We start from the raw sequence: 18160 nt of genomic DNA on the forward strand, positions 1-18160 counted from the left end.
GGTGCGGGCGGTGGTGTGCCGCCCGCACCGGCCGCGGTGCGTTCTGGTGCCGGGACCCGGTCAGGCGTCGACGCTGTCCTTCTCGGTCTCGCCGGCATCCGCCGCGGGGACCTCGGCCGGCGCCGGCTTCTCGGCCGCGGCCTCGGCGGCCTCGCGCTCCGCCTGCTTCTTGGAGGCGATGAGGCTGGTGATCGTGGTGACGACCAGGATACCGCAGATGACCGCGAGCGAGACCGGGATGGAGATCTCGGGGACGTGCACCCCGGACTCGTGCAGGGCGTGCAGCACCAGCTTCACGCCGATGAATCCGAGGATCACCGACAGGCCGTAGCTGAGGTGGACCAGCTTCTTGAGCAGGCCGCCGATCAGGAAGTACAGCTGTCGCAGACCCATCAGGGCGAAGGCGTTGGCGGTGAAGACGATGTACGGGTCCTGCGTCAGACCGAAGATCGCCGGAATCGAGTCGAGGGCGAAGAGGATGTCGGTCGTGCCGATGGCGAGCATGACGATCATCAGCGGGGTCAGCACCCGCTTGCCGTTGACCTTGATGAAGAGCTTCGTGCCGTGGTACTTGTCCGCGACGCCGAACTTCTTCTCGACTGACTTGAGGAGACGGTTCTCCTCCCAGTCGTCCTCATCCTCGTCGGCGCGTGCCTCCTGGATCAGCTTCCAGGCGGTGTAGATCAGGAACGCACCGAAGATGTAGAAGACCCAGGAGAAGCTGGCGATGATCGTGGCGCCGGCGGCGATGAAGATCGCTCGCAGGACCAGGGCGATCAGCACACCCACGAGCAGCACGCGCTGCTGGAGGTGGGAGGGCACCGCGAACTTCGCCATGATCAGGACGAATACGAAGAGGTTGTCGACGCTCAGCGACTTCTCGGTGATGAAGCCGGCGAAGAACTCTCCCGACGCCTGGCTGTTGCCGAAGATCAGCAGTCCGAGGCCGAAGAGTGCGGCCAGGACGATCCAGACGATCGTCCAGATTCCGGCTTCCTTGACCGACACGTCGTGGGGCTTGCGCCCGATGAAGAAGTCGATCGCGATCAGGGCTGACAGACCGAGAATGGTCAGCACCCACATGGTCATTGAAACGTCCACTGCGCCTCCGGCGTCGTACGGCTACTGATCAGCGTCGTCGCTGCCGGAGGTCTCTTCCACCCGGTCACGTACGTGACGAGCCGGGCCGACGCCCCGGGATCAGACCGCTCACGGTCCGTCCGTATTGACGGGAACGCCGCACATGGGGAGTACTCCCCTCCGCGCCGAGAAGACTACCCGAAGAACCAAGAGAAGGTAAAGGCGAGGGTAAAGACACCCCAAGAGGCCAGGTCAGCGGCCCCATTGGCGCCGGGCCTCGGCCACCTGGGCGAGGACCTGGCGGAGCACTCCGCTGCCGGGCGGGAAGCAGGGCGGCTCGTACGTCCAGGCGTGGCCGACCCACGGGTCGGCGAGGTGGTCGTCGGCGACGGGCGTGATCCGCAGCAGGGAGCGCCACAGCGGGTCGAGCACGGGGCCGTACGCGGACGCGTCCTCGCGGTCCGCGACGATCATGAGATGCACGCCGACGGCCGGGCCCTCGTCCGCGAGGTAGCGGAGCTGGGTGACCGCGCGGTCGTCGAAGCCGTGCGGGAAGTCGTGGACGATCAGGAGCTGCTCGGCGGTGTCCAGGCCGGGCGGCAGCGCGTCGGGGGCGCCGGCCCGCAGCGCCATCTGGACCAGGTCGACGCGCTCGGTCAGCCGCGCGAGGACGGCGGAGACCCCGGCCGCTCCGGCGGCCGGCGGCCCGGCCAGGACGCCCGCCTCGACCAGCGGGGCGAGAGCGGCGGCTCCGGAGCCCGCCGGGTCGATGACATGGACGGCGAACTCGCCCGACGGATACACGGCGAGCAGCCGGGCCGCGTGGGCGACGGCCGTGTCCATGGCGAGGCGGCGCAGCTCTGCCTCGTCGAGGAGTCCGGCCGCCTCGGAATGGCCACGTCCCGAGTCCACCCACAGGCCGCGCTCCAGCGGGAGGCGGACCAGCATCGGGATGCGCAGGTCGGTGCGCTCGGGCAGATGGAGATCGCCCAGGCGCAGCGCCATCGGCACCTCCATGGGGACGCGATAGGCCTGCCAGACGGGGTTGTCCCAGCGCGCGAAGGCGGCCGGAAGCGCCGGTTCGACGACCTCGGACTCGGCGGCGAGCTGGGCGAGGTCCCGGTCCAGGGCCTCCTGGGCGCGGGCGGTGAGCTCGTCGTGCTTGGCGCGGGCGGCCTCGCGGGCGGCGTCCCCCGCGCCGCCGATCCGGCTGCGGGGGTCGGAGAGCGCGCGGTCGAGCTCCTGGTCGAGGCGGGACTCGGCGAAGTCGCAGGCGCTGCGGTACGCGGCGGTGGAGCGGGCCAGGTCCTCGAACATGCCCCACACCTGGTTGTAGAGCCGCTCGTCCATGGACCAGCCGGTGGCGTCCCCGGCGACGGGGACGGGCGGAGCCGGCTGCGGCTCGGGGGCGGCGGCCTGGCGGCGCGGATGGGCGTAGCTGATGGGGCCGCCGGTGCCCGCCGTGGCGGCGGGCGGGGGCGTCACCGGCACGGTCGGCGCCGGGTCGGCCCCGGCGCCCGCGTCCGAGGCGGTCGTCGGCGCCGTGTGGCGCACGCGCTCGGCCTCGGGGACGCGCGGGGGCGGGGCGGAGACCGAGCGGGCCAGGCCCCGGGCCACGGCCTCCAGGATCGACGCGGCCAGGTCGGCCGGGCGCTCGAGACCCTGGTCGCCGAGCATCGCGGCCAGGCCGCCTTCGTACCCCTGGCCCATGGCGCGGACCTTCCAGGCGCCCTGGCGGCGGTACAACTCCAGGGCGACGACGGCGGATTCGCTGTCGAGGCCGGTGATCGTGTAGCTGGCGATCTCGGTGCCGTCGAGGCCGGTGACGGCGACGAAGGGGGCCGCGATGCCGCCGAAGCGGGTGGGGCCGCCGACGCCGACGGGGAGCGCCAGGAGGACGGAGACGCGGTGCACGGCGGCCGGGAGCGCTTCCAGATCGACGGCGAGGCGGTGGTCGGCGGCGGCCTGCTGGGAGACCTCGACGCCGGGCAGCGAGGGCGAGCCGGGGTGGGCGATCCACTCGACGCCGGGGACCGTGCCCCGTTCGTCGCCGAGGGTGGCGCCGGCGACGACCGGATGGCCGGCCGAGACCCGGATCTCCAGTCGGGTGTCGGGCAGGGGGTGGTTCTGCCCCCGGACCAGCTCGGCCGTCATCGACTCTGTCCCCTCGGCTTCGTTCCGTGCGGAATCACGTGCGGAATTGCATGCGGAATTGCGGGTGGATCACGCGGATCATGTGGGACAGCTCCCGGTGGCCTGCTGCCTCCGGGAGCTGTGGGTGCGCCTGCGCTACCGACCTACAGGTGCGGCAGGATCGCCGGCATGAGGTCCTGGAACGTCCGGCCGTTGGCCGGGTTGCCCAGGGCGGTCATCTGCCAGCCGGAACCGGCCCGGTGCACCTTCGCCATGATCTGCGCGGTGTACTGGCCACCGCCGTCCAGGGTGTAGCGCGCGAGCTCCTGGCCGTTGGTCTCGTCGACGATCCGGCAGAACGCGTTCTGCACCTCCTGGAACGTCTGCCCGGTGAAGGAGTTCACCGTGAAGACGATCTGGTCGATGTGGACCGGGATCCGCTGGAGGTCGACCAGGATCGCCTCGTCGTCGCCGCCCTGCCCCACGCCGCCCACCAGGTTGTCACCGGTGTGCCGGACCGAGCCGTCGTCACTGACGAGGTGACGGAAGAAGACCACGTCCACGGGCTGCTTGTCGGCGAAGAGCACCGCGGAGGCGTCCAGGTCGATCTCGCGGGTCCGCGAGCCGAAGAGGCCGCGGCGGGGCGCCGCCTGCCAGCCGAGCCCCATCCGTACCGACGTAAGGGTGCCCCCGCCCTTCTTCTCCAGGCTGATGGCCTGACCCTTGGTCATGTTGACCGTCACGCGCTGTCCCCTCTCTAGCGATCCCCGCGGCCGTCTCTGCTGTGCGTGCGGTTGCCCAGCACCCTACGCAGGGGCAGTGACAACGCAGCAGACGCAGACGCGTTTTGTGTCGGTCTTGCAACACACCGGGCGGGCCCGGGGCACCCCGGGCGTCAGGCGAGTCCCGCCTCCTTCATCTGGCGCAACTCCTTCTTCAGCTCTCCCACTTCGTCCCGCAGCCGGGCCGCCACCTCGAACTGCAGCTCCGCCGCGGCGGCGCGCATCCGGTCGGTCATCTCCTCGATGATCGCGGCCAGTTCGGTGGCGGGGCGGTCGCCGAGCTCGACCGTGGCACCCACCTTGGCGCCCTTGGCCTTGCTCTTGGTGGTGTGCGCGGCGAGCGAGGGAACAGGTGCCTTGCCGCCCTTCCCCTGGCGGTAGCCGGTGCCGAGCAGCTGCTCGGTGTCGACCTCCTCGCGGGCGATGGTGGCGACGATGTCGTTGATCTTCTTGCGCAGCGGCTGCGGGTCGATGCCGTTGGCCGTGTTGTACGCGATCTGCTTCTCGCGGCGCCGGTTGGTCTCGTCGATGGCCTTCTCCATCGCCGGCGTGATCGTGTCCGCGTACATATGGACCTGTCCGGAGACGTTGCGCGCCGCGCGGCCGATGGTCTGGATCAGCGAGGTGCCGGAGCGGAGGAAGCCCTGCTTGTCGGCGTCGAGGATGGCGACGAGCGAGACCTCGGGCAGGTCGAGGCCCTCGCGGAGCAGGTTGATGCCGACCAGGACGTCGTACTCGCCGGCCCGCAGCTCGCGCAGCAGCTCGATACGGCGCAGGGTGTCGACGTCGCTGTGCAGATAGCGGACCTGGATGCCGAGCTCCAGGAAGTACTCGGTGAGGTCCTCGGCCATCTTCTTCGTGAGCGTGGTGACAAGGACCCGCTCGTCCTTCTCGGTGCGCACCCGGATCTCGTGGACCAGGTCGTCGATCTGTCCCTCGGTGGGCTTGACGACGACCTGGGGGTCGACGAGGCCGGTGGGGCGGATGATCTGCTCGACGAAGCCGTCGCCGCGGGACAGCTCGTACGTACCGGGCGTGGCGGAGAGGTACACGGTCTGCCCGATCCGCTTCTGGAACTCCTCCCACTTCAGCGGGCGGTTGTCGAGCGCGGAGGGGAGCCGGAAGCCGTGGTCGACGAGGGTGCGCTTGCGGGAGGCGTCGCCCTCGTACATCGCGCCGATCTGCGGAACGGTGACGTGCGACTCGTCGATGACGAGGAGGAAGTCCTCGGGGAAGTAGTCGAGGAGCGTGTTGGGGGCGGTGCCGGGCTCGCGGTCGTCGAGGTGCATCGAGTAGTTCTCGATGCCGGAGCAGGAGCCGATCTGGCGCATCATCTCGATGTCGTACGTGGTGCGCATCCGCAGGCGCTGGGACTCCAGCATCTTGCCCTGCTTGTCCAGCTCGGCGAGCCGGCTCTCGAGCTCGCTCTCGATGCCGTTGATCGCCTTCTCCATGCGCTCGGGGCCCGCCACGTAGTGGCTGGCGGGGAAGACGTACAGCTCGTGGTCCTCGCTGATGACCTCGCCGGTGAGGGGGTGGAGCGTGGAGAGCGCCTCGATCTCGTCGCCGAACATCTCGATGCGGACCGCGAGCTCCTCGTAGACCGGGAAGATCTCGATGGTGTCGCCGCGGACCCGGAAGGTGCCCCGGGCGAACGCCACGTCGTTGCGGGTGTACTGGATGTCGACGAAGCGGCGCAGCAGCTGGTCGCGGTCGATCTCCTCGCCGACCTTGAGCGGGACCATCCGGTCCACGTACTCCTGGGGCGTACCGAGGCCGTAGATGCAGGAGACGGAGGCGACCACGACGACGTCGCGGCGGGTGAGCAGGGAGTTCGTCGCGGAGTGGCGCAGCCGCTCGACCTCCTCGTTGATCGAGGAGTCCTTCTCGATGTAGGTGTCCGACTGCGGGACGTACGCCTCGGGCTGGTAGTAGTCGTAGTACGAGACGAAGTACTCGACCGCGTTGTTCGGCAGGAGCTCGCGGAACTCGTTCGCCAGCTGGGCGGCCAGCGTCTTGTTCGGCGCCATCACCAGCGTGGGGCGCTGCAGCTTCTCGATCATCCAGGCGGTGGTCGCCGACTTGCCGGTGCCGGTGGCGCCGAGGAGGACGACGTCCTTCTCGCCCGCGCGGATGCGCCGCTCGAGGTCGGCGATGGCCGTCGGCTGGTCGCCGCTGGGCTGGTAGGGACTGACGACCTCGAAAGGCGCCACCGTACGTTCGATCTGGGAAACGGGCCGCATGTGACCACCGTACGACCCCCCACTGACAGTCGGGCCGTGAACGGTTCACCGGCCTCGCGGCGGCCCGGCGCTCACCAGTCCTGGGAGCGGTGGCCGCCCCGGTCCGCCCCCTTGCGGCCGCCCCGGCCGGAGGGCTGCCGGGCCGACCAGTTCGCGGGCTCGCCGTAGGCGGGGGCCCGGCGGGGCGCGGGGACTCCGGGGCGGTGCGCGCTCTGCGCGGCGGGGCGCTGCCAGTCCGGGTCGCCCATCACGAGCAGCGGGTCGAACATGACGACGACGGCGGCCAGGAGCAGGAAGACGGCGGGGCCGACCAGCATCGGCAGAAGCAGCGAGGTGGCGGAGTCGCCGGTGCCCGCGACGGCGCCGTCGCCGTGCAGATGGACGTTGACGGCCGCCATGGCGGTGTAGTGCATACCACTGACGGCGAGGCCCATCACCAGGCTCGCGCCGAGGCTGGCCAGAAACCCGTGCACCGAGACGGCCGCCCAGAGGGCGGTGGTGGCAGCGACGACGGCGATCACGACGGAGAGGGCGACGGTGAGGGTGTCGTACTCGATGCGCCCCTGGAGACGCATGCCCGCCATGCCGAGGTAGTGCATGGTGGCGATGCCGAGGCCGGTGATCGTTCCGCCGGTGACCAGGGCGAGCGGGGTCGCCCCGCGGTATCCGACGATGAAGATGCCGATGCCGACCATCACGACGGCGACGGCCAGGCTGGCGAAGGTGATGGGCCGGTCGTAGCTGATGGGGGCCTGGCGGACCGAGAAGCCCATCATCGCGATGAAGTGCATCGTCCAGATGCCGGTGCCTATCGAGGTCGCCCCGAGGGCCAGCCAGCCGGCCTTGAAGGTGTCGCGGTGGCGCAGCGATCTGATCGTGCAGCGCAGGCCCAGGGCCCCGCCGAGGCAGGCCATGAGGTAGGCGGCGACCGGTGTCACCAGGCCGTAGCTGAATCCGTCGACCGTGCCCTGCATGAGCGTATGTCCTCCACCCGTGGTGCCACGTCGTCCGAAAACAGTCGGTACCGCTGAGTAGTCCTGTCGGGGCGAGATTATGGCGCGCGGCGGGGCGCACGACCATGTGGTCCGGGATTTGGCTCCCGCGAGACCGAGACGAGACCGGGCCGTGACGCCGGCGATGTCGGTGGGCGGTCGTACGGTGATCTCCATGGACACCACGGTGGAATGGACGGTCGTGACGAGCGACATCGGCCCGCTGCTGCTCGCGGCGACCGATCGCGGCCTGGTGAGCGTGGTCTTCCATGCCGACGAGGCGGTGCGGGACGCGGCGCTCGGGCGGCTGGCGGATCAGCTCGGCGCGGAGCCGGTGCGGAGCGATGCGGGCCGACTCGCCGAGCCGATACGGCAGCTCGGGGAGTACTTCGCGGGCGCGCGGCGGGCCTTCGACCTCGCCCTGGACTGGACGCTGACGACCGGTTTCAACCGCCAGGTGCTGCGCGAGCTGGCGGAGGGGGTGCCGTTCGGGACGGTCGTGGGGTACGGGGACCTGGCCAGAAGGGTCGGGCAGCCGGGTGCGGCGCAGGCGGTGGGGGTTGCCATGGGTGCCAATCCGTTGCCGGTGGTCGTGCCGTGCCACCGGGTGGTGGAGAGCGACGGCGGGATCGGCGGCTTCGGGGGCGGTCTGGAGACCAAGCGAACCCTGCTGGCGCTGGAGGGCGTGCTGCCGCAGCCGCTGTTCTGAGGCGGCCTTCAGACGACCGCCCTGGATGCCCCCTGGGGGTATTCGGGGGGTGGCGTTCCCCTCGGGTGAGATGGCTGGCACACTCCCGTAAGTGACCAACTCGCCCAGCGCCCCTGACGCCACCGTTCCTGTCGAGACAGCCGCCCATGTCAACGCCGCCGAGCTTCCGGCGCTGCGGCGACGGATACAGGCCGTGCTGATCGCCAGCCAGATACTCGGCGGACTCGGTATCGCCATCGGCGTCGCGCTCGCGGCGGTCCTGGCCAAGGACGTCAGCGGCACGGAGGCGCTGTCGGGTCTCGCCTCGACGGCCTCGGTCGCCGGTCCCGCGCTGCTCGCCATGCCGCTGGCCTCCCTGATGGGCTCCCGCGGTCGGCGGCCCGGGCTCGTGCTCGCCTATCTGGTGGGGGCGCTGGGAGCCGGGGTCGTCGTCCTCGGCGCGGTCGTCGACAGCTTCCCCCTGCTCCTCGCGGGTCTGGTCGGCTTCGGCGCCGGCTCCTCGGCCAACCTCGCGGCCCGGTTCGCGGCCGCGGACCTCGCCGAACCGGACCGCCGCGGCCGGGCCATCTCCACGGTGGTGTGGGCGACGACGATCGGCGCGGTCCTCGGGCCCAATGTCGCCGCCCCCGCCGGGGAGAGTGTGGCGGGTCTCGGCATCCCGGCGGCGGCCGGGCCGTTCGTCTGGGCGGCCGGGGTGTTCCTGGTCTCCGCCGTCATGGTGGCGCTGCTGCTGCGCCCCGACCCGCTGTTGACGGCCCGCGCCCTGTCGTCCCCCGAGGAGAGCGAGGAGGCCGACGGGCGCTCGCTCCGGGCGGGGATGCGGGCGGTACGGGAGTCCTCGCGTGCCCGCCTCGCGCTGGTGACCGTGGCCGTGTCCCACACCGCGATGGTCTCGATCATGTCGATGACCCCGGTGGCGCTGAGCCACCACGGCGCGGGCATCCAGCTCATCGGCCTGGTCATCAGCGGGCACATCGCGGGCATGTACGCCTTCTCTCCCGTGATGGGCTGGCTGTCGGACCGGCTGGGCCGGCTCTCGGTGATCGGCCTGGCGGTCGGGCTGCTGTCGGTGGCGGCGCTCCTCGCGGGCACGGCGGGGCCGAGTCATGGGCAGACCGCGGCCGGCCTGTTCGTGCTGGGGCTCGGCTGGTCGGCGGGCCTGGTGTCGGGCTCCGCCCTCCTCACGGACTCGGTTCCGCAGGCCGCCAGGGCGGCGGTCCAGGGTCTGTCGGACTTCATCATGAACACCGCGGCCGGCGTGGGCGGTCTCGCGGCGGGGCTGATCGTCGCCCAGGCGGGCTACGGCTGGCTCAACCTGGTGGGCGCGTCCCTGCTGCTGCCGATGGCGGCGCTGGCGGTGCGGGGAGCCGTGCGGCGCGCCTGACGGATCGTGGACGGGGATCGCGGACGGGGGGCCGCGGACGGGCTCTCGGACGGGGGGATCGAGCCGAGGTCTCAGCGCAGGACCGTCGGGGACGACGCACCGAACGCCAATCGGCGTGGCGCCCCCGTCCCGTCGGCGGGAACGGCCCACACCGCCCCTTCGTGGGCGTACGCGAGGGTGCCGTCGTCCGTCCAGACCGCCTGGTCGTCGATGCTCCGGCGCTCGGCGACCGGGTGCTCGCGCAGGGTGCGGAGATCGAGGACGTACAGCCGCCAGGGAGCCTTCGGATCGTCGGAGACCTTCTTCTTGAAGGCGATCCGGGTGTCGTCCGGCGACAGCGACGGACACTCGACGTTCTCCCGCAGGGCCTTCGCCGACCATCTCCTCATGTCGCCCTCGACCAGGTACGTGCGCCCCTTCGTCGCGACGGTGGCGTAGAAGCGGCTGTCGTCCCGGGTGAAGGACACGCCCCAGTAGTTGACGTCGGGGGCGTGGTGGCGGCGGCCGTGGAGGGTGAGCGGGATCTGCTCCATGTTCTTCACGAGGTACCCGGTGCGCAGGTCGAGGATCGAGGTCCGGGTCGAGAACGCCGAGGCGGCGTACGAGTCGCCCGTCGCGAACATCGTCCAGGAGAGCATCCGCCCCGAGGCGGAGACCCGGGCCCTGTTCGGGATGCCGGGCAGCGCGATCCGGCGCAGTTCGCGCAGCCGCCGGTCGAGCACGATCGCGTACGAGCGGGCCGGCACGCCCGGTCGGCGCTGGAGGCAGAGCGCGGTGGGCCCGGCGGCGTGGAAGCGGTCGCAGAGCGGCCCGCCGACCGTACGGGAGTCCCCCCGCGGCCGGGTCCTGGCGGCCGATGCGACCGCTCGCGGTGTCGCGGGCGTAGAGCCCGCCCGGGGCGCCCTCGAGGGTGAGACCCGGTTGGCCGCCCGATCCGACGGTCCGTTCCGCGGCCGCCCTGAGTGTGTAGGTGGTGGCCCCGCCGCCGAGCACGAGGACGGCGAGGACGAGCACCCAGAGGCGTGCACGCGTGGTCATGTCGGAGACCCTTCGGGAGTCGGGGCATCGGGCAGCAGGCGCCATGCGCAGCCGAGGGCGGCCGCGAGCCCCGCGAGGGCCAGGACGAGGGCGGCGGTCGGACCCCACACCGTCCAGGCGGCGCCGAATCCGGTCGCCGCGACCAGGCGGGCCAGGGCCTGGACGGTCTGGACGAGCGCGAGTCCGCTCGCGCGCCGCCCGGCTGGCAGCAGGGGCCCGGTCAGGGCCATCAGGACCCCGTCCGTGGCGGCGTAGAAGACCCCGAGCAGCCCGAGGACGAGCCCGAGCAGGAGCGGTCCGGGGCCGGGGACGAGCAGCAGGAGGTACGCGAGGAGCAGCGCACCGTGCCCGTACAGGAAGGGCAGGCGGCGTCCGATCCGGTCGCCGAGCCGTCCGGCGGGAACGGCCAGCACCAGATAGCAGGCCGCGGCGCCCAGCGGCAGGAACGGGAACCAGGTGACGGCCAGGTCGAGCCGCCGCTGGAGCAGCAGATAGACGAACGCGTCCCCGACCGTGGCGGCCCCGAGCAGCGCGGTGGCACCGAGGATCCGCCGGTACGCGGCCGAGCGCAGCGGGGCGAACAGGGACCTCGTCCGGGGATCTGGACCACCGCCAGCGGCGACACCGGCTCGTCCGCCCGCCGGCCCTCGCGACCGTTCGCCCGGCTGCCCTCGCGACCGTCCGCCCGGCTGCCCTGCCACCTGATCGTCCCCATCGGTGCCCACCCGTCCTCCGGGCACCAGCACCACCAGGAGCAGCACCCCGAACACGCCGACGCAGAAGCTCACGACGAACACCGCGTCGTACGCGTCCGCCGTCGCCCACAGCAGGGCGAACGCTGCCAGCGGCCCCAGCAGGGCGCCGGTCGTGTCCATCGCCCTGTGGATGCCGAACGCGCGGCCCAGGTCCTCGGGCGGGCCGCTGAGGGTGATCAGGGCGTCGCGCGGGGCGGTGCGGATGCCCTTGCCGAGCCGGTCGCCCGCGAGCGCCGCCGCGATCCAGCCCGTCGCGCCGCCCGCGAGCAGCAGGCCGATGCGGGAGCACGCGGACAGGGCGTAGCCGAGCCCGGCGACGCGCTTGTGGCGGCCGCCGCGGTCGGCCGCGTGTCCGCCTAGGAGCCGGACGAGCGCGGTGGCGCCGTTGAACAGGCCGTCCAGGAAACCGAACTGGAGCGGGGTGAGGCCGAGCCCGAGGACGAGGTAGAGGGGCAGGACGGCCGTCACCATCTCCGAGGAGACGTCGGTGACCAGGCTGACCGTGCCGAGCGCGAGGACGGTGCCGGAGACGCGCCGCCGTGCCCCGGTGCGGGGCGGCGGCGCGTCCGGGCGACCGGAGGTCGCCAGGTACATCAGTGGCAGGTGTACGTCGGGGCGGAGTCCTTGACCTGGCCGTCGGTGCCGACGTACTGCCAGGTGTACGTGGTGTCCGTGAAGTCCAGCTTCAGGACGCCGTAGGGTCCGCTGATCCGCTTCTGGCTGTTGGGCTGGACCGTCTCGATCGGGTAGGGCTCGGCGCCGCCCGTGCCGCCGACGATCTCGACGATGCCGTCGGCGGTGGCCCGTCCGGACGGGTCCTGAGGGGCGAACCGCTCGTAGTGGTGATCGTGGCCGTTGAGCACGAGGTCCGCACCGGCGCCGTAGAGGATCTGCCAGACGGGCTTGGAGACGGGGTCGTTTCCGTGGCCGCCGGAGGAGAAGAGCGGGTGGTGGAAGTAGGCGGCGACACAGCCCTTGGTGGTGCGGGCGAGGTCGTCCTTGAGCCACTGGATCTGGGCGGGGTCGTCGAAGGCGTTGGAGTCGAGCGCGACGAAGTGCCAGTTGCCCTCGTCGTAGCTGTAGTACGGCTTGCCCTGGGGGTAGGCGAGCGCTCCGAAGTACGCCTTGTAGCCGGCGAGGGGGCCGGCCGGGTCGTAGGTCTCGTGGTTGCCAGGGACCGGACGGGTCCTGGCCTTGAAGGCGCCCCAGGTCTTGTCGTAGTAGGCGCGGAAGTCGGAGAGCAGGGCGTCGTCGTACTGGTTGTCGCCCATCGTCAGATAGAACCTCGGGGCGATCCGCTGTGCCTGGGCGGCGGTCCTGGGGTGGGCGCAGGAGCTGCTGGAGGCCGTGCACTGGGCCGCGATGTCGCCGGCCGCGACGACGGTGAAGGCACCGGAGGGCGGGGGCCCGCTGTCGAGGGTGCCGTAGACCTCTACTTCGTAGAGGGAGTAGCCGTACGAGGTGCCGCGCGCGGTCCCGTACACGCGCAGGAAGCGGCCCTTGCCGGCGAGTCCGGTCCAGTCGTCGGTGGCGCCGTTGCCGGCGGTCTCGGTGGCGAGGCGGGTCCAGGCGGCGCCGTCGGTGGAGATCTCCACGCGGTACGCCTTGGCGTAGGCGGCCTCCCAGGAGAGCCGAACGCGCGAGACGGTGGCGGTGGCTCCGAGGTCGACCTTGATCCACTGTGGATCGGAGCCTTCGGCGCTGGCCCAGCGGGTGGCCGGGTCGCCGTCGAACGCCCTGGCCGGGGCGAAGGCGGAGTCCTCGACGGAGGAGGAAGTGGCGGGCTTGCCACGGGAGACGAGCGGGTCGGCGGCGGCTCCGGCCCTGCCGGGGTAGGCGAGCAGGAGGCCGCCGATCAGCAGCAGGACGGCGGTGAGGAGGAGGGTCGTGGTGCGGCGTGGTGGGGCGGAGGCGTACAGGCGCATCCCTGGGCTCCCTGGGCTGAGGCGTGGCGAGAGCTGGACACCGGCGCGGAGCACCGCACACCGCCCGGCGCGGGGGCGCGGCGGTGCACGGCGGCCGGGTCAGAGCTCTCGCTGAGCGCGTCACGCCCACAGGGGTCGGGCGCCGCGCCAAGCCGCTGCCCGGGATGGTAGCCGGTAGGAAGGTTTCCTACCAGACCCTCAACACCCCATCCCCTAGAGGCTGATGTGGTACGCCTTGCGCAGCGTCTCATGGACCGTCCACCTGGTCCGGTCGCCCTCGCGCAGCACGCACGCGTCGCCGGGCCCGATCTCCAGCGTGGCACCGCCCTCGACGGCGACGGTGGCGCGACCGCTGACGACGACGAAGAGCTCGTCGGCCTCGGTGTCGGTCACGACTCCGGGCGTGATCTGCCAGATGCCCCGCACCTGCTTGCCGTCGGCGGACTCCCAGAGGACCTTGCCGGTCACCTCGGGCGTACCCGAGACGATCTGTTCGGGGTCGAGCGGCTCCGGCTCCAGCTCCGCATCGGGGATGTGGACGGCGAAGGAGGGCTGGTCATGTGTCGTCATGGGCGGTGACTGTAGCGGGGGCCCGGGGCCGTTCCACCGTCGGGACCGGATGGAATGGACTGCTCCGTTTCGCCTCCGACCAGGCGACTTCTCCGAATTCGGCGACGACGACGAAATCCGAAGAGCGGTGTGGGCGCGGAGCCCGCGAGGTCGCGGGCGCGGGCGGCCGTGTCGATGGGGGTACGGGCGGCCGGGAGGCTCGACGAGGTACCGATTCCGCAGCCGCGATCGGGGCTCCGCAGGCCGATTCCGAACGCCTCCCGCCACGCGCCCCCAACCCCCAGTCGGCGTAATCAGGTCGTGGTCGGCCGCGAGACCGTCGTAGAAGTGACGAATGGACACCTCGGCCCCCTCGGGGGCGGAATCGCTCATACGCGCACACCGCGGAGCACGGCGTCATGGCGCCACGCGGCCGAAAACCGGGCCGGCGGAGCGGGTTACCGACCGATGTCCCCGCTGGTCACAAGCGGCGCCTTTGGTGCGCCCAATGTTGGTCGGGGGCAATCCGCCGAGCCCCCTGTCAAGCCTGGCGTGCGCGCGTCAAACTCGCCCTGAACTCCTTCCCCACCTCCGACAGGAGAGTGCGATGCCCGCGTCAGCCTTCCTTCCCCGCACCGCCGCCCTGACCACCACGGCCCTGACCGCCGCCGCGCTGCTCGCGGCCACGGTGGCCGCCCCCGCGGCCCTGGCGGCCGAGCCGGCGGCCCCCGGAGCCGACTACAAGGCCGCGTACGACACCCTCGGTCCCCAGCGCCTCACCCCGGTGCAGCAGAGACTGAGCGCCGCCAAGCAGGCGGAGGCCTCGAGAGCGTACGACGGTGTCCGCACGCAGGCGGCGTTGGCGGGGTACAAGGTCTCCGGCGGCCTCCACCAGTCGCAGAAGACGTCCTACTGGTGCGGGCCGGCCACTCTCGTGATCACCCAGTCCGCCCACGACGAGGTCGCGGGCCGGTCGCAGCAGGACGCCGCGACCCTCCTCAAGACGAACTCCAGCGGCACCGCCTGGTACGGCGTCAACATCAACGTCGCCAACCCCACGGGCTATCCGATGGTCGACGCACTGAACAACCGGCTGCCCGGCGCCGGTTACGTGCCCAAGGCCCTGCCGTACACCCCGACCGCCGCCGACAAGGCGAACTTCAAGCAGCACATCACGCACAACACCGACAACGACTACGCCATAGCGGGCAACGCCTGGGAGGTGCCGGGCGGCCCGCATCTCGTCGGCCACCCCAACATCGAGATATTCCACTGGGTCTCGATAGACGGCTACAACACGGACAACGCCGCCGGGCAGGTCAACTACCTGGACCCGGTGGGCGGAGTGAGCACGAGCGTGATCTCCTGGGCGGGATCCGTCCCCAAGTCGGCGCACATCTCGTCCGACACCATCACCACCATCATGGGCGGCCGTGGGTACGTCTGGTAGGTCCTCCTCCCCGGTCGGCGCCCGAGCGGCCCTGACCCTGCTGCTGGCGGGCATCCTGGTCGCGGGGTGCTCGTCGGCGCGGCCCGACCCCGAACCGACGCCCCGCGAGTCGTCCGCCCCGGCGCCGCGGCCGACCGCGCTCGCCGCCGCGTGCGAGGTGCGGCTGCCGGCCGCCTGGAGCTCGGCGCTGTCAGCGGGCGAGCTGCGGTCACCGGCCGGCGAGCGGGCGGCTCTCACCGACACCGGCCCCGGCTGGACCGCCGTCCAACTCACCGGTGCGGGACAGCGGCGGGCCGCCCTGCTGCGCGGCACCGGTGCGCCCCGCACCCTGCTCATCCTTGCCGACCCCGTCGAACACCAGCTGCTCGCGGCCGACTTCGACGGCCGACGATGGGCCGCGTTCGCGGTCCTCGAGGGACGGACCCTGGACAGCCCGTGGAGCCTGTACGTCTGGGACGCAACGACGGGCACGTCCCGGCGGCTCGCCCGCGCGGACCGGCCGGGCCCGCTGCCCCAGCCCGTCGTCCGCGACGGCACCGTCCACTGGGCGCAGGGAACCGGCGACGGCAAGGCCACGGTGTACGCGGCGCCGGCCGCCGGCGGCGCCCCGCGCGCCCTGCACACGGGCGTGACGGACGCTCCCTTCGCCGCCGGCGATCTGTTGGTGTGGCGCGAATCGGTGGGTTCCGGGACCCGGCTGGCCGCCGTCTCCCGCACCGGTACGTCCCGGTCGGCCGCGCTGCCCGGCCCGCTGGCCGCGCTGCGGGACATCCGGTCCGTCGCCTCCGACGGCAGGACCTGGGCCTGGGTGGAGGGCGAGGCCGAACCCCGGCTGATGGTGTGGCGGACCGGCGACGCGCGCCCGACGGCGGTCGTGACGACCTCCCCGGCCGTCGACGGCATGGACCAGCTGCGGATCAGCGGTCGCCTGGTCACCTGGCGCACCCCGGAGACCTCCTACGCCCTGGACCTCGGCTCCGGCTCCTACGCGCGGATCACTCCGGCGTACGGGTACGCCCAGGCCAAGGACGGTGCGCTCGCCGTCGCGTACAGCGTGGGCAACGCCAAGACATCCGGCTCCCGGCCGGTGATCCAGGTGGTCGACGCGGGCCGGCTGCCCGGCCTGCCGCGCTGTGGCTGATGGTCGCCACCGAGGTTTGAGTGGTTCGCCGTTGCGCCAGAGATGGGACATGTCCACACAGGTGTCCGAAGAGGTACGGGAGGCGCTCCACGAGGGCCGTCCCGTCGTCGCGCTGGAATCCACGATCATCGCCCATGGTCTGCCGCGCCCGCGCAATCTGGCCGTGGCACGGGAGTTGGAGGCGCTGGTACGGGACGGCGGGGCGGTGCCCGCCACGATCGCCGTGATCGACGGCACGGCCCGTATCGGCCTCGACCAGGACGGGTTGACCCGGATCGCGGAGGACCCGGCGGTACGGAAACTGGGCCACCGCGACCTGGCGCCGGCGCTCGCGACCGGGGCGACGGGGGCGACGACGGTCTCGGCGACGGCGTGGCTGGCGGACTCGGTCGGCATACGGGTCTTCGCCACCGGCGGGCTCGGCGGGGTGCACCGGGAGTGGAGCGAGACGCAGGACGAGTCGGCGGACCTGCGGCTGCTGTCCAGGGTCGGCGTGACCGTGGTGTGCGCGGGCGTCAAGTCGATCCTCGACGTCCCGGCCACGCTGCAGCGTCTGGAGACGCTGGGCGTGACGGTCGTGGGGTACGGCACGGAGCACTTCCCCGGGTTCTATCTGGCCTCGTCGGGAGAGCCGGTCGACTGGACGCTGCGGACGCCCGAGGAGGTGGCGGGCGTGATACGGGCCCAGGACGATCTCGGCGAGCCGTACGCGGCCCTGATCGTCGCCAACCCCGTACCGGTGGCGGACCAGTTGGATCCGGAACTGCACGACCGGGTCCTCGCGCAGGGCCTCGCGGCGGCGAAGGAGAAGGGGATCGCGGGGCAGGCCGTGACACCGTTCCTGCTGGAGTACCTGACCGTGCACACCGAAGGCGCCTCGCTGGAGGCGAACCTCGCGGCGGTACGGGGCAATGTGCGGCTCGCGGCACGGATCGCGACGGCGTACGCCGAAGGCGGCGCGTGAGCGGCCTGCTGGTCGTCGGCGACGTGGTCACCGACGTCGTGGCCCGGCACCGGACCCCGCTCGCTCCGGCCACCGACACGGCGGCCGAGATCCGCACGCTTCCGGGCGGCGCTGGGGCCAACGCGGCCTGCTGGGCGGCGCGTTCGGGGTGTCGCGACGTGCGGCTGCTCGGCCGCGTCGGCACCGACGCGGCCGACTGGCACGAGCGGGCGCTGCGCCGGGCCGGTGTGCGGCCGCTGCTGGTCACGGACGCGCACGCCGCCACGGCGACGGTGATCGCCCTGGTCGACCAGAGCGCCGAGCGTACGTTCCTGACCGACAGCGGGGCGGCGCTGCGCCTCTCCCCCGCCGACTGGACGGACGCCCTCCTCGACGGCGTGGCCCAGCTGCATCTGTCCGGGTACCTCTTCTTCGCCGCGCCCAGTCGCGCGACCGCGCTGCGGGCCCTGCGGGGCGCGCGGGAGGCGGGGGTTCCGGTGAGTGTGGACCCGGCGTCCGCGGGGTTTCTGGAGCGGCTCGGCGTGGACCGGTTCCTGACCTCGGCGCAGGGCGCGGAGGTGCTGCTCCCGAACGCAGACGAGGCCCGTCTGTTGACCGGGGGCGCCGAGCCGGCGAAGGCGGCCGAGGTGTTGAGCCGTACGTTCCCGCTGGTCGTGGTCACCCTGGGCGCAGCGGGCGCACTGGTCGCGGAGGCGGGCGCAGTGACGGGCCGGGTCGCGGCGCCGGCGGCGCGGGCGGTCGACTCGACAGGGGCGGGCGATGCGTTCACGGGCGCCTTCCTGGCGGCACGGCTCGCGGGCGCGGACGCGATGACGGCGGCCGCGGCGGGATGCCGCGCGGGTGCGGAGGCGGTGACGGTGGTGGGCGGGAGGCCTGCCGGTGGGGCGTCCTAGGGCCTGTCCGACGCTGATCCGCCGGACTGGCCCTAGGCCATGTCCGTAAAGTCGTCGGCTCGTTGCTCTATTCGTGGTGCGTCGACATGAACTGACGGATGAGTCGTGGGCGTTGATCGCTC

General features: G+C 72.2%; 15 protein-coding genes. 6 read left to right on the forward strand and 9 right to left on the reverse strand.

The window, feature by feature from the left end; translation table 11 throughout:
• Positions 1-60 precede the first annotated feature (60 nt).
• The 5 genes from ACFV9D_RS37950 to ACFV9D_RS37970 form a co-directional block, all read right to left on the reverse strand.
• On the reverse strand, positions 61-1089 hold the full coding sequence (locus tag ACFV9D_RS37950; protein ID WP_385157344.1) for a TerC family protein: 1029 nt from the start codon (positions 1087-1089) through the stop codon (positions 61-63).
• Between the two features lie 243 nt (positions 1090-1332).
• Positions 1333-3234 carry a TerD family protein gene (locus tag ACFV9D_RS37955; protein WP_385157347.1) on the reverse strand — a complete coding sequence of 634 codons (1902 nt, stop codon included), beginning with the start codon at positions 3232-3234 and terminating at the stop codon, positions 1333-1335.
• A 143-nt stretch (positions 3235-3377) separates the two neighbouring features.
• On the reverse strand, positions 3378-3956 hold the full coding sequence (locus tag ACFV9D_RS37960) for a TerD family protein (RefSeq protein ID WP_385157350.1): 579 nt from the start codon (positions 3954-3956) through the stop codon (positions 3378-3380).
• A gap of 152 nt (positions 3957-4108) precedes the next feature.
• Positions 4109-6238: an excinuclease ABC subunit UvrB gene (gene uvrB, locus ACFV9D_RS37965; RefSeq protein ID WP_385157353.1), complete on the reverse strand. Its 2130-nt coding sequence runs from the start codon at positions 6236-6238 to the stop codon at positions 4109-4111.
• 71 nt (positions 6239-6309) lie between these two features.
• Positions 6310-7212, reverse strand: a complete 903-nt coding sequence (locus tag ACFV9D_RS37970; protein WP_385157356.1) for an MHYT domain-containing protein — start codon at positions 7210-7212, stop codon at positions 6310-6312.
• A gap of 193 nt (positions 7213-7405) precedes the next feature.
• Between ACFV9D_RS37970 and ACFV9D_RS37975 the strand changes: the two genes are divergently transcribed.
• Complete coding sequence (locus ACFV9D_RS37975) at positions 7406-7939, forward strand: methylated-DNA--[protein]-cysteine S-methyltransferase (RefSeq protein WP_385157359.1); 534 nt, start codon at positions 7406-7408, stop codon at positions 7937-7939.
• Between the two features lie 91 nt (positions 7940-8030).
• Positions 8031-9323: an MFS transporter gene (locus ACFV9D_RS37980; RefSeq protein WP_385157362.1), complete on the forward strand. Its 1293-nt coding sequence runs from the start codon at positions 8031-8033 to the stop codon at positions 9321-9323.
• A 71-nt stretch (positions 9324-9394) separates the two neighbouring features.
• Here ACFV9D_RS37980 and ACFV9D_RS37985 read toward each other — a convergent pair whose 3' ends face one another.
• From ACFV9D_RS37985 to ACFV9D_RS38000, 4 genes are all read right to left on the reverse strand, one after another.
• Positions 9395-10069, reverse strand: coding sequence for a TolB family protein (locus ACFV9D_RS37985; RefSeq protein ID WP_385157365.1), 675 nt, complete (start codon positions 10067-10069; stop codon positions 9395-9397).
• Between the two features lie 288 nt (positions 10070-10357).
• A complete protein-coding gene (locus ACFV9D_RS37990; RefSeq protein ID WP_385157369.1) occupies positions 10358-11710 on the reverse strand; it encodes an MFS transporter in 1353 nt (450 codons plus the stop codon).
• Positions 11710-13041, reverse strand: a complete 1332-nt coding sequence (locus tag ACFV9D_RS37995) for a discoidin domain-containing protein (RefSeq protein ID WP_385157372.1) — start codon at positions 13039-13041, stop codon at positions 11710-11712. Before ACFV9D_RS37995 ends, ACFV9D_RS37990 begins: the two co-directional genes overlap by 1 nt.
• 213 nt (positions 13042-13254) lie before the next feature.
• Positions 13255-13611 carry a cupin domain-containing protein gene (locus ACFV9D_RS38000; RefSeq protein ID WP_385157375.1) on the reverse strand — a complete coding sequence of 119 codons (357 nt, stop codon included), beginning with the start codon at positions 13609-13611 and terminating at the stop codon, positions 13255-13257.
• Positions 13612-14197: 586 nt separating this feature from the next.
• Between ACFV9D_RS38000 and ACFV9D_RS38005 the strand changes: the two genes are divergently transcribed.
• The 4 genes from ACFV9D_RS38005 to ACFV9D_RS38020 are packed head-to-tail and all read left to right on the forward strand — an operon-like array spanning position 14198 to position 18038.
• Positions 14198-15040, forward strand: a complete 843-nt coding sequence (locus ACFV9D_RS38005; protein WP_385157379.1) for a hypothetical protein — start codon at positions 14198-14200, stop codon at positions 15038-15040.
• On the forward strand, positions 15024-16181 hold the full coding sequence (locus ACFV9D_RS38010; RefSeq protein ID WP_385157382.1) for a hypothetical protein: 1158 nt from the start codon (positions 15024-15026) through the stop codon (positions 16179-16181). The genes ACFV9D_RS38005 and ACFV9D_RS38010 overlap by 17 nt, the downstream gene beginning before the upstream one ends.
• 49 nt (positions 16182-16230) lie before the next feature.
• The gene (locus ACFV9D_RS38015) at positions 16231-17145 is read left to right on the forward strand and encodes a pseudouridine-5'-phosphate glycosidase (RefSeq protein ID WP_385157385.1); all 915 of its coding nucleotides are present in this window, start codon (positions 16231-16233) and stop codon (positions 17143-17145) included.
• Positions 17142-18038 carry a carbohydrate kinase family protein gene (locus tag ACFV9D_RS38020; RefSeq protein WP_385157388.1) on the forward strand — a complete coding sequence of 299 codons (897 nt, stop codon included), beginning with the start codon at positions 17142-17144 and terminating at the stop codon, positions 18036-18038. The genes ACFV9D_RS38015 and ACFV9D_RS38020 overlap by 4 nt, the downstream gene beginning before the upstream one ends.
• Positions 18039-18160: the final 122 nt, after the last annotated feature.

The sequence above is a fragment of the Streptomyces sp. NPDC059875 genome (genome assembly GCF_042731085.1).
Classification (GTDB): Bacteria; Actinomycetota; Actinomycetes; order Streptomycetales; family Streptomycetaceae; genus Streptomyces.

Excerpts from the sequence above, each read along its gene's own strand:
- ACFV9D_RS38000 (WP_385157375.1), bottom strand. The coding sequence starts at position 13,611 with ATGACGACACATGACCAGCCCTCCTTCGCCGTCCACATCCCCGATGCG.
- ACFV9D_RS37975 (WP_385157359.1), top strand. The coding sequence starts at position 7,406 with ATGGACACCACGGTGGAATGGACGGTCGTGACGAGCGACATCGGCCCG.
- ACFV9D_RS37950 (WP_385157344.1), bottom strand. The coding sequence starts at position 1,089 with ATGACCATGTGGGTGCTGACCATTCTCGGTCTGTCAGCCCTGATCGCG.
- ACFV9D_RS38015 (WP_385157385.1), top strand. The coding sequence starts at position 16,231 with ATGTCCACACAGGTGTCCGAAGAGGTACGGGAGGCGCTCCACGAGGGC.
- ACFV9D_RS37955 (WP_385157347.1), bottom strand. The coding sequence starts at position 3,234 with ATGACGGCCGAGCTGGTCCGGGGGCAGAACCACCCCCTGCCCGACACC.
- ACFV9D_RS37970 (WP_385157356.1), bottom strand. The coding sequence starts at position 7,212 with ATGCAGGGCACGGTCGACGGATTCAGCTACGGCCTGGTGACACCGGTC.
- uvrB (WP_385157353.1), bottom strand. The coding sequence starts at position 6,238 with ATGCGGCCCGTTTCCCAGATCGAACGTACGGTGGCGCCTTTCGAGGTC.
- ACFV9D_RS38005 (WP_385157379.1), top strand. The coding sequence starts at position 14,198 with ATGCCCGCGTCAGCCTTCCTTCCCCGCACCGCCGCCCTGACCACCACG.
- ACFV9D_RS37990 (WP_385157369.1), bottom strand. The coding sequence starts at position 11,710 with ATGTACCTGGCGACCTCCGGTCGCCCGGACGCGCCGCCGCCCCGCACC.
- ACFV9D_RS37995 (WP_385157372.1), bottom strand. The coding sequence starts at position 13,041 with ATGCGCCTGTACGCCTCCGCCCCACCACGCCGCACCACGACCCTCCTC.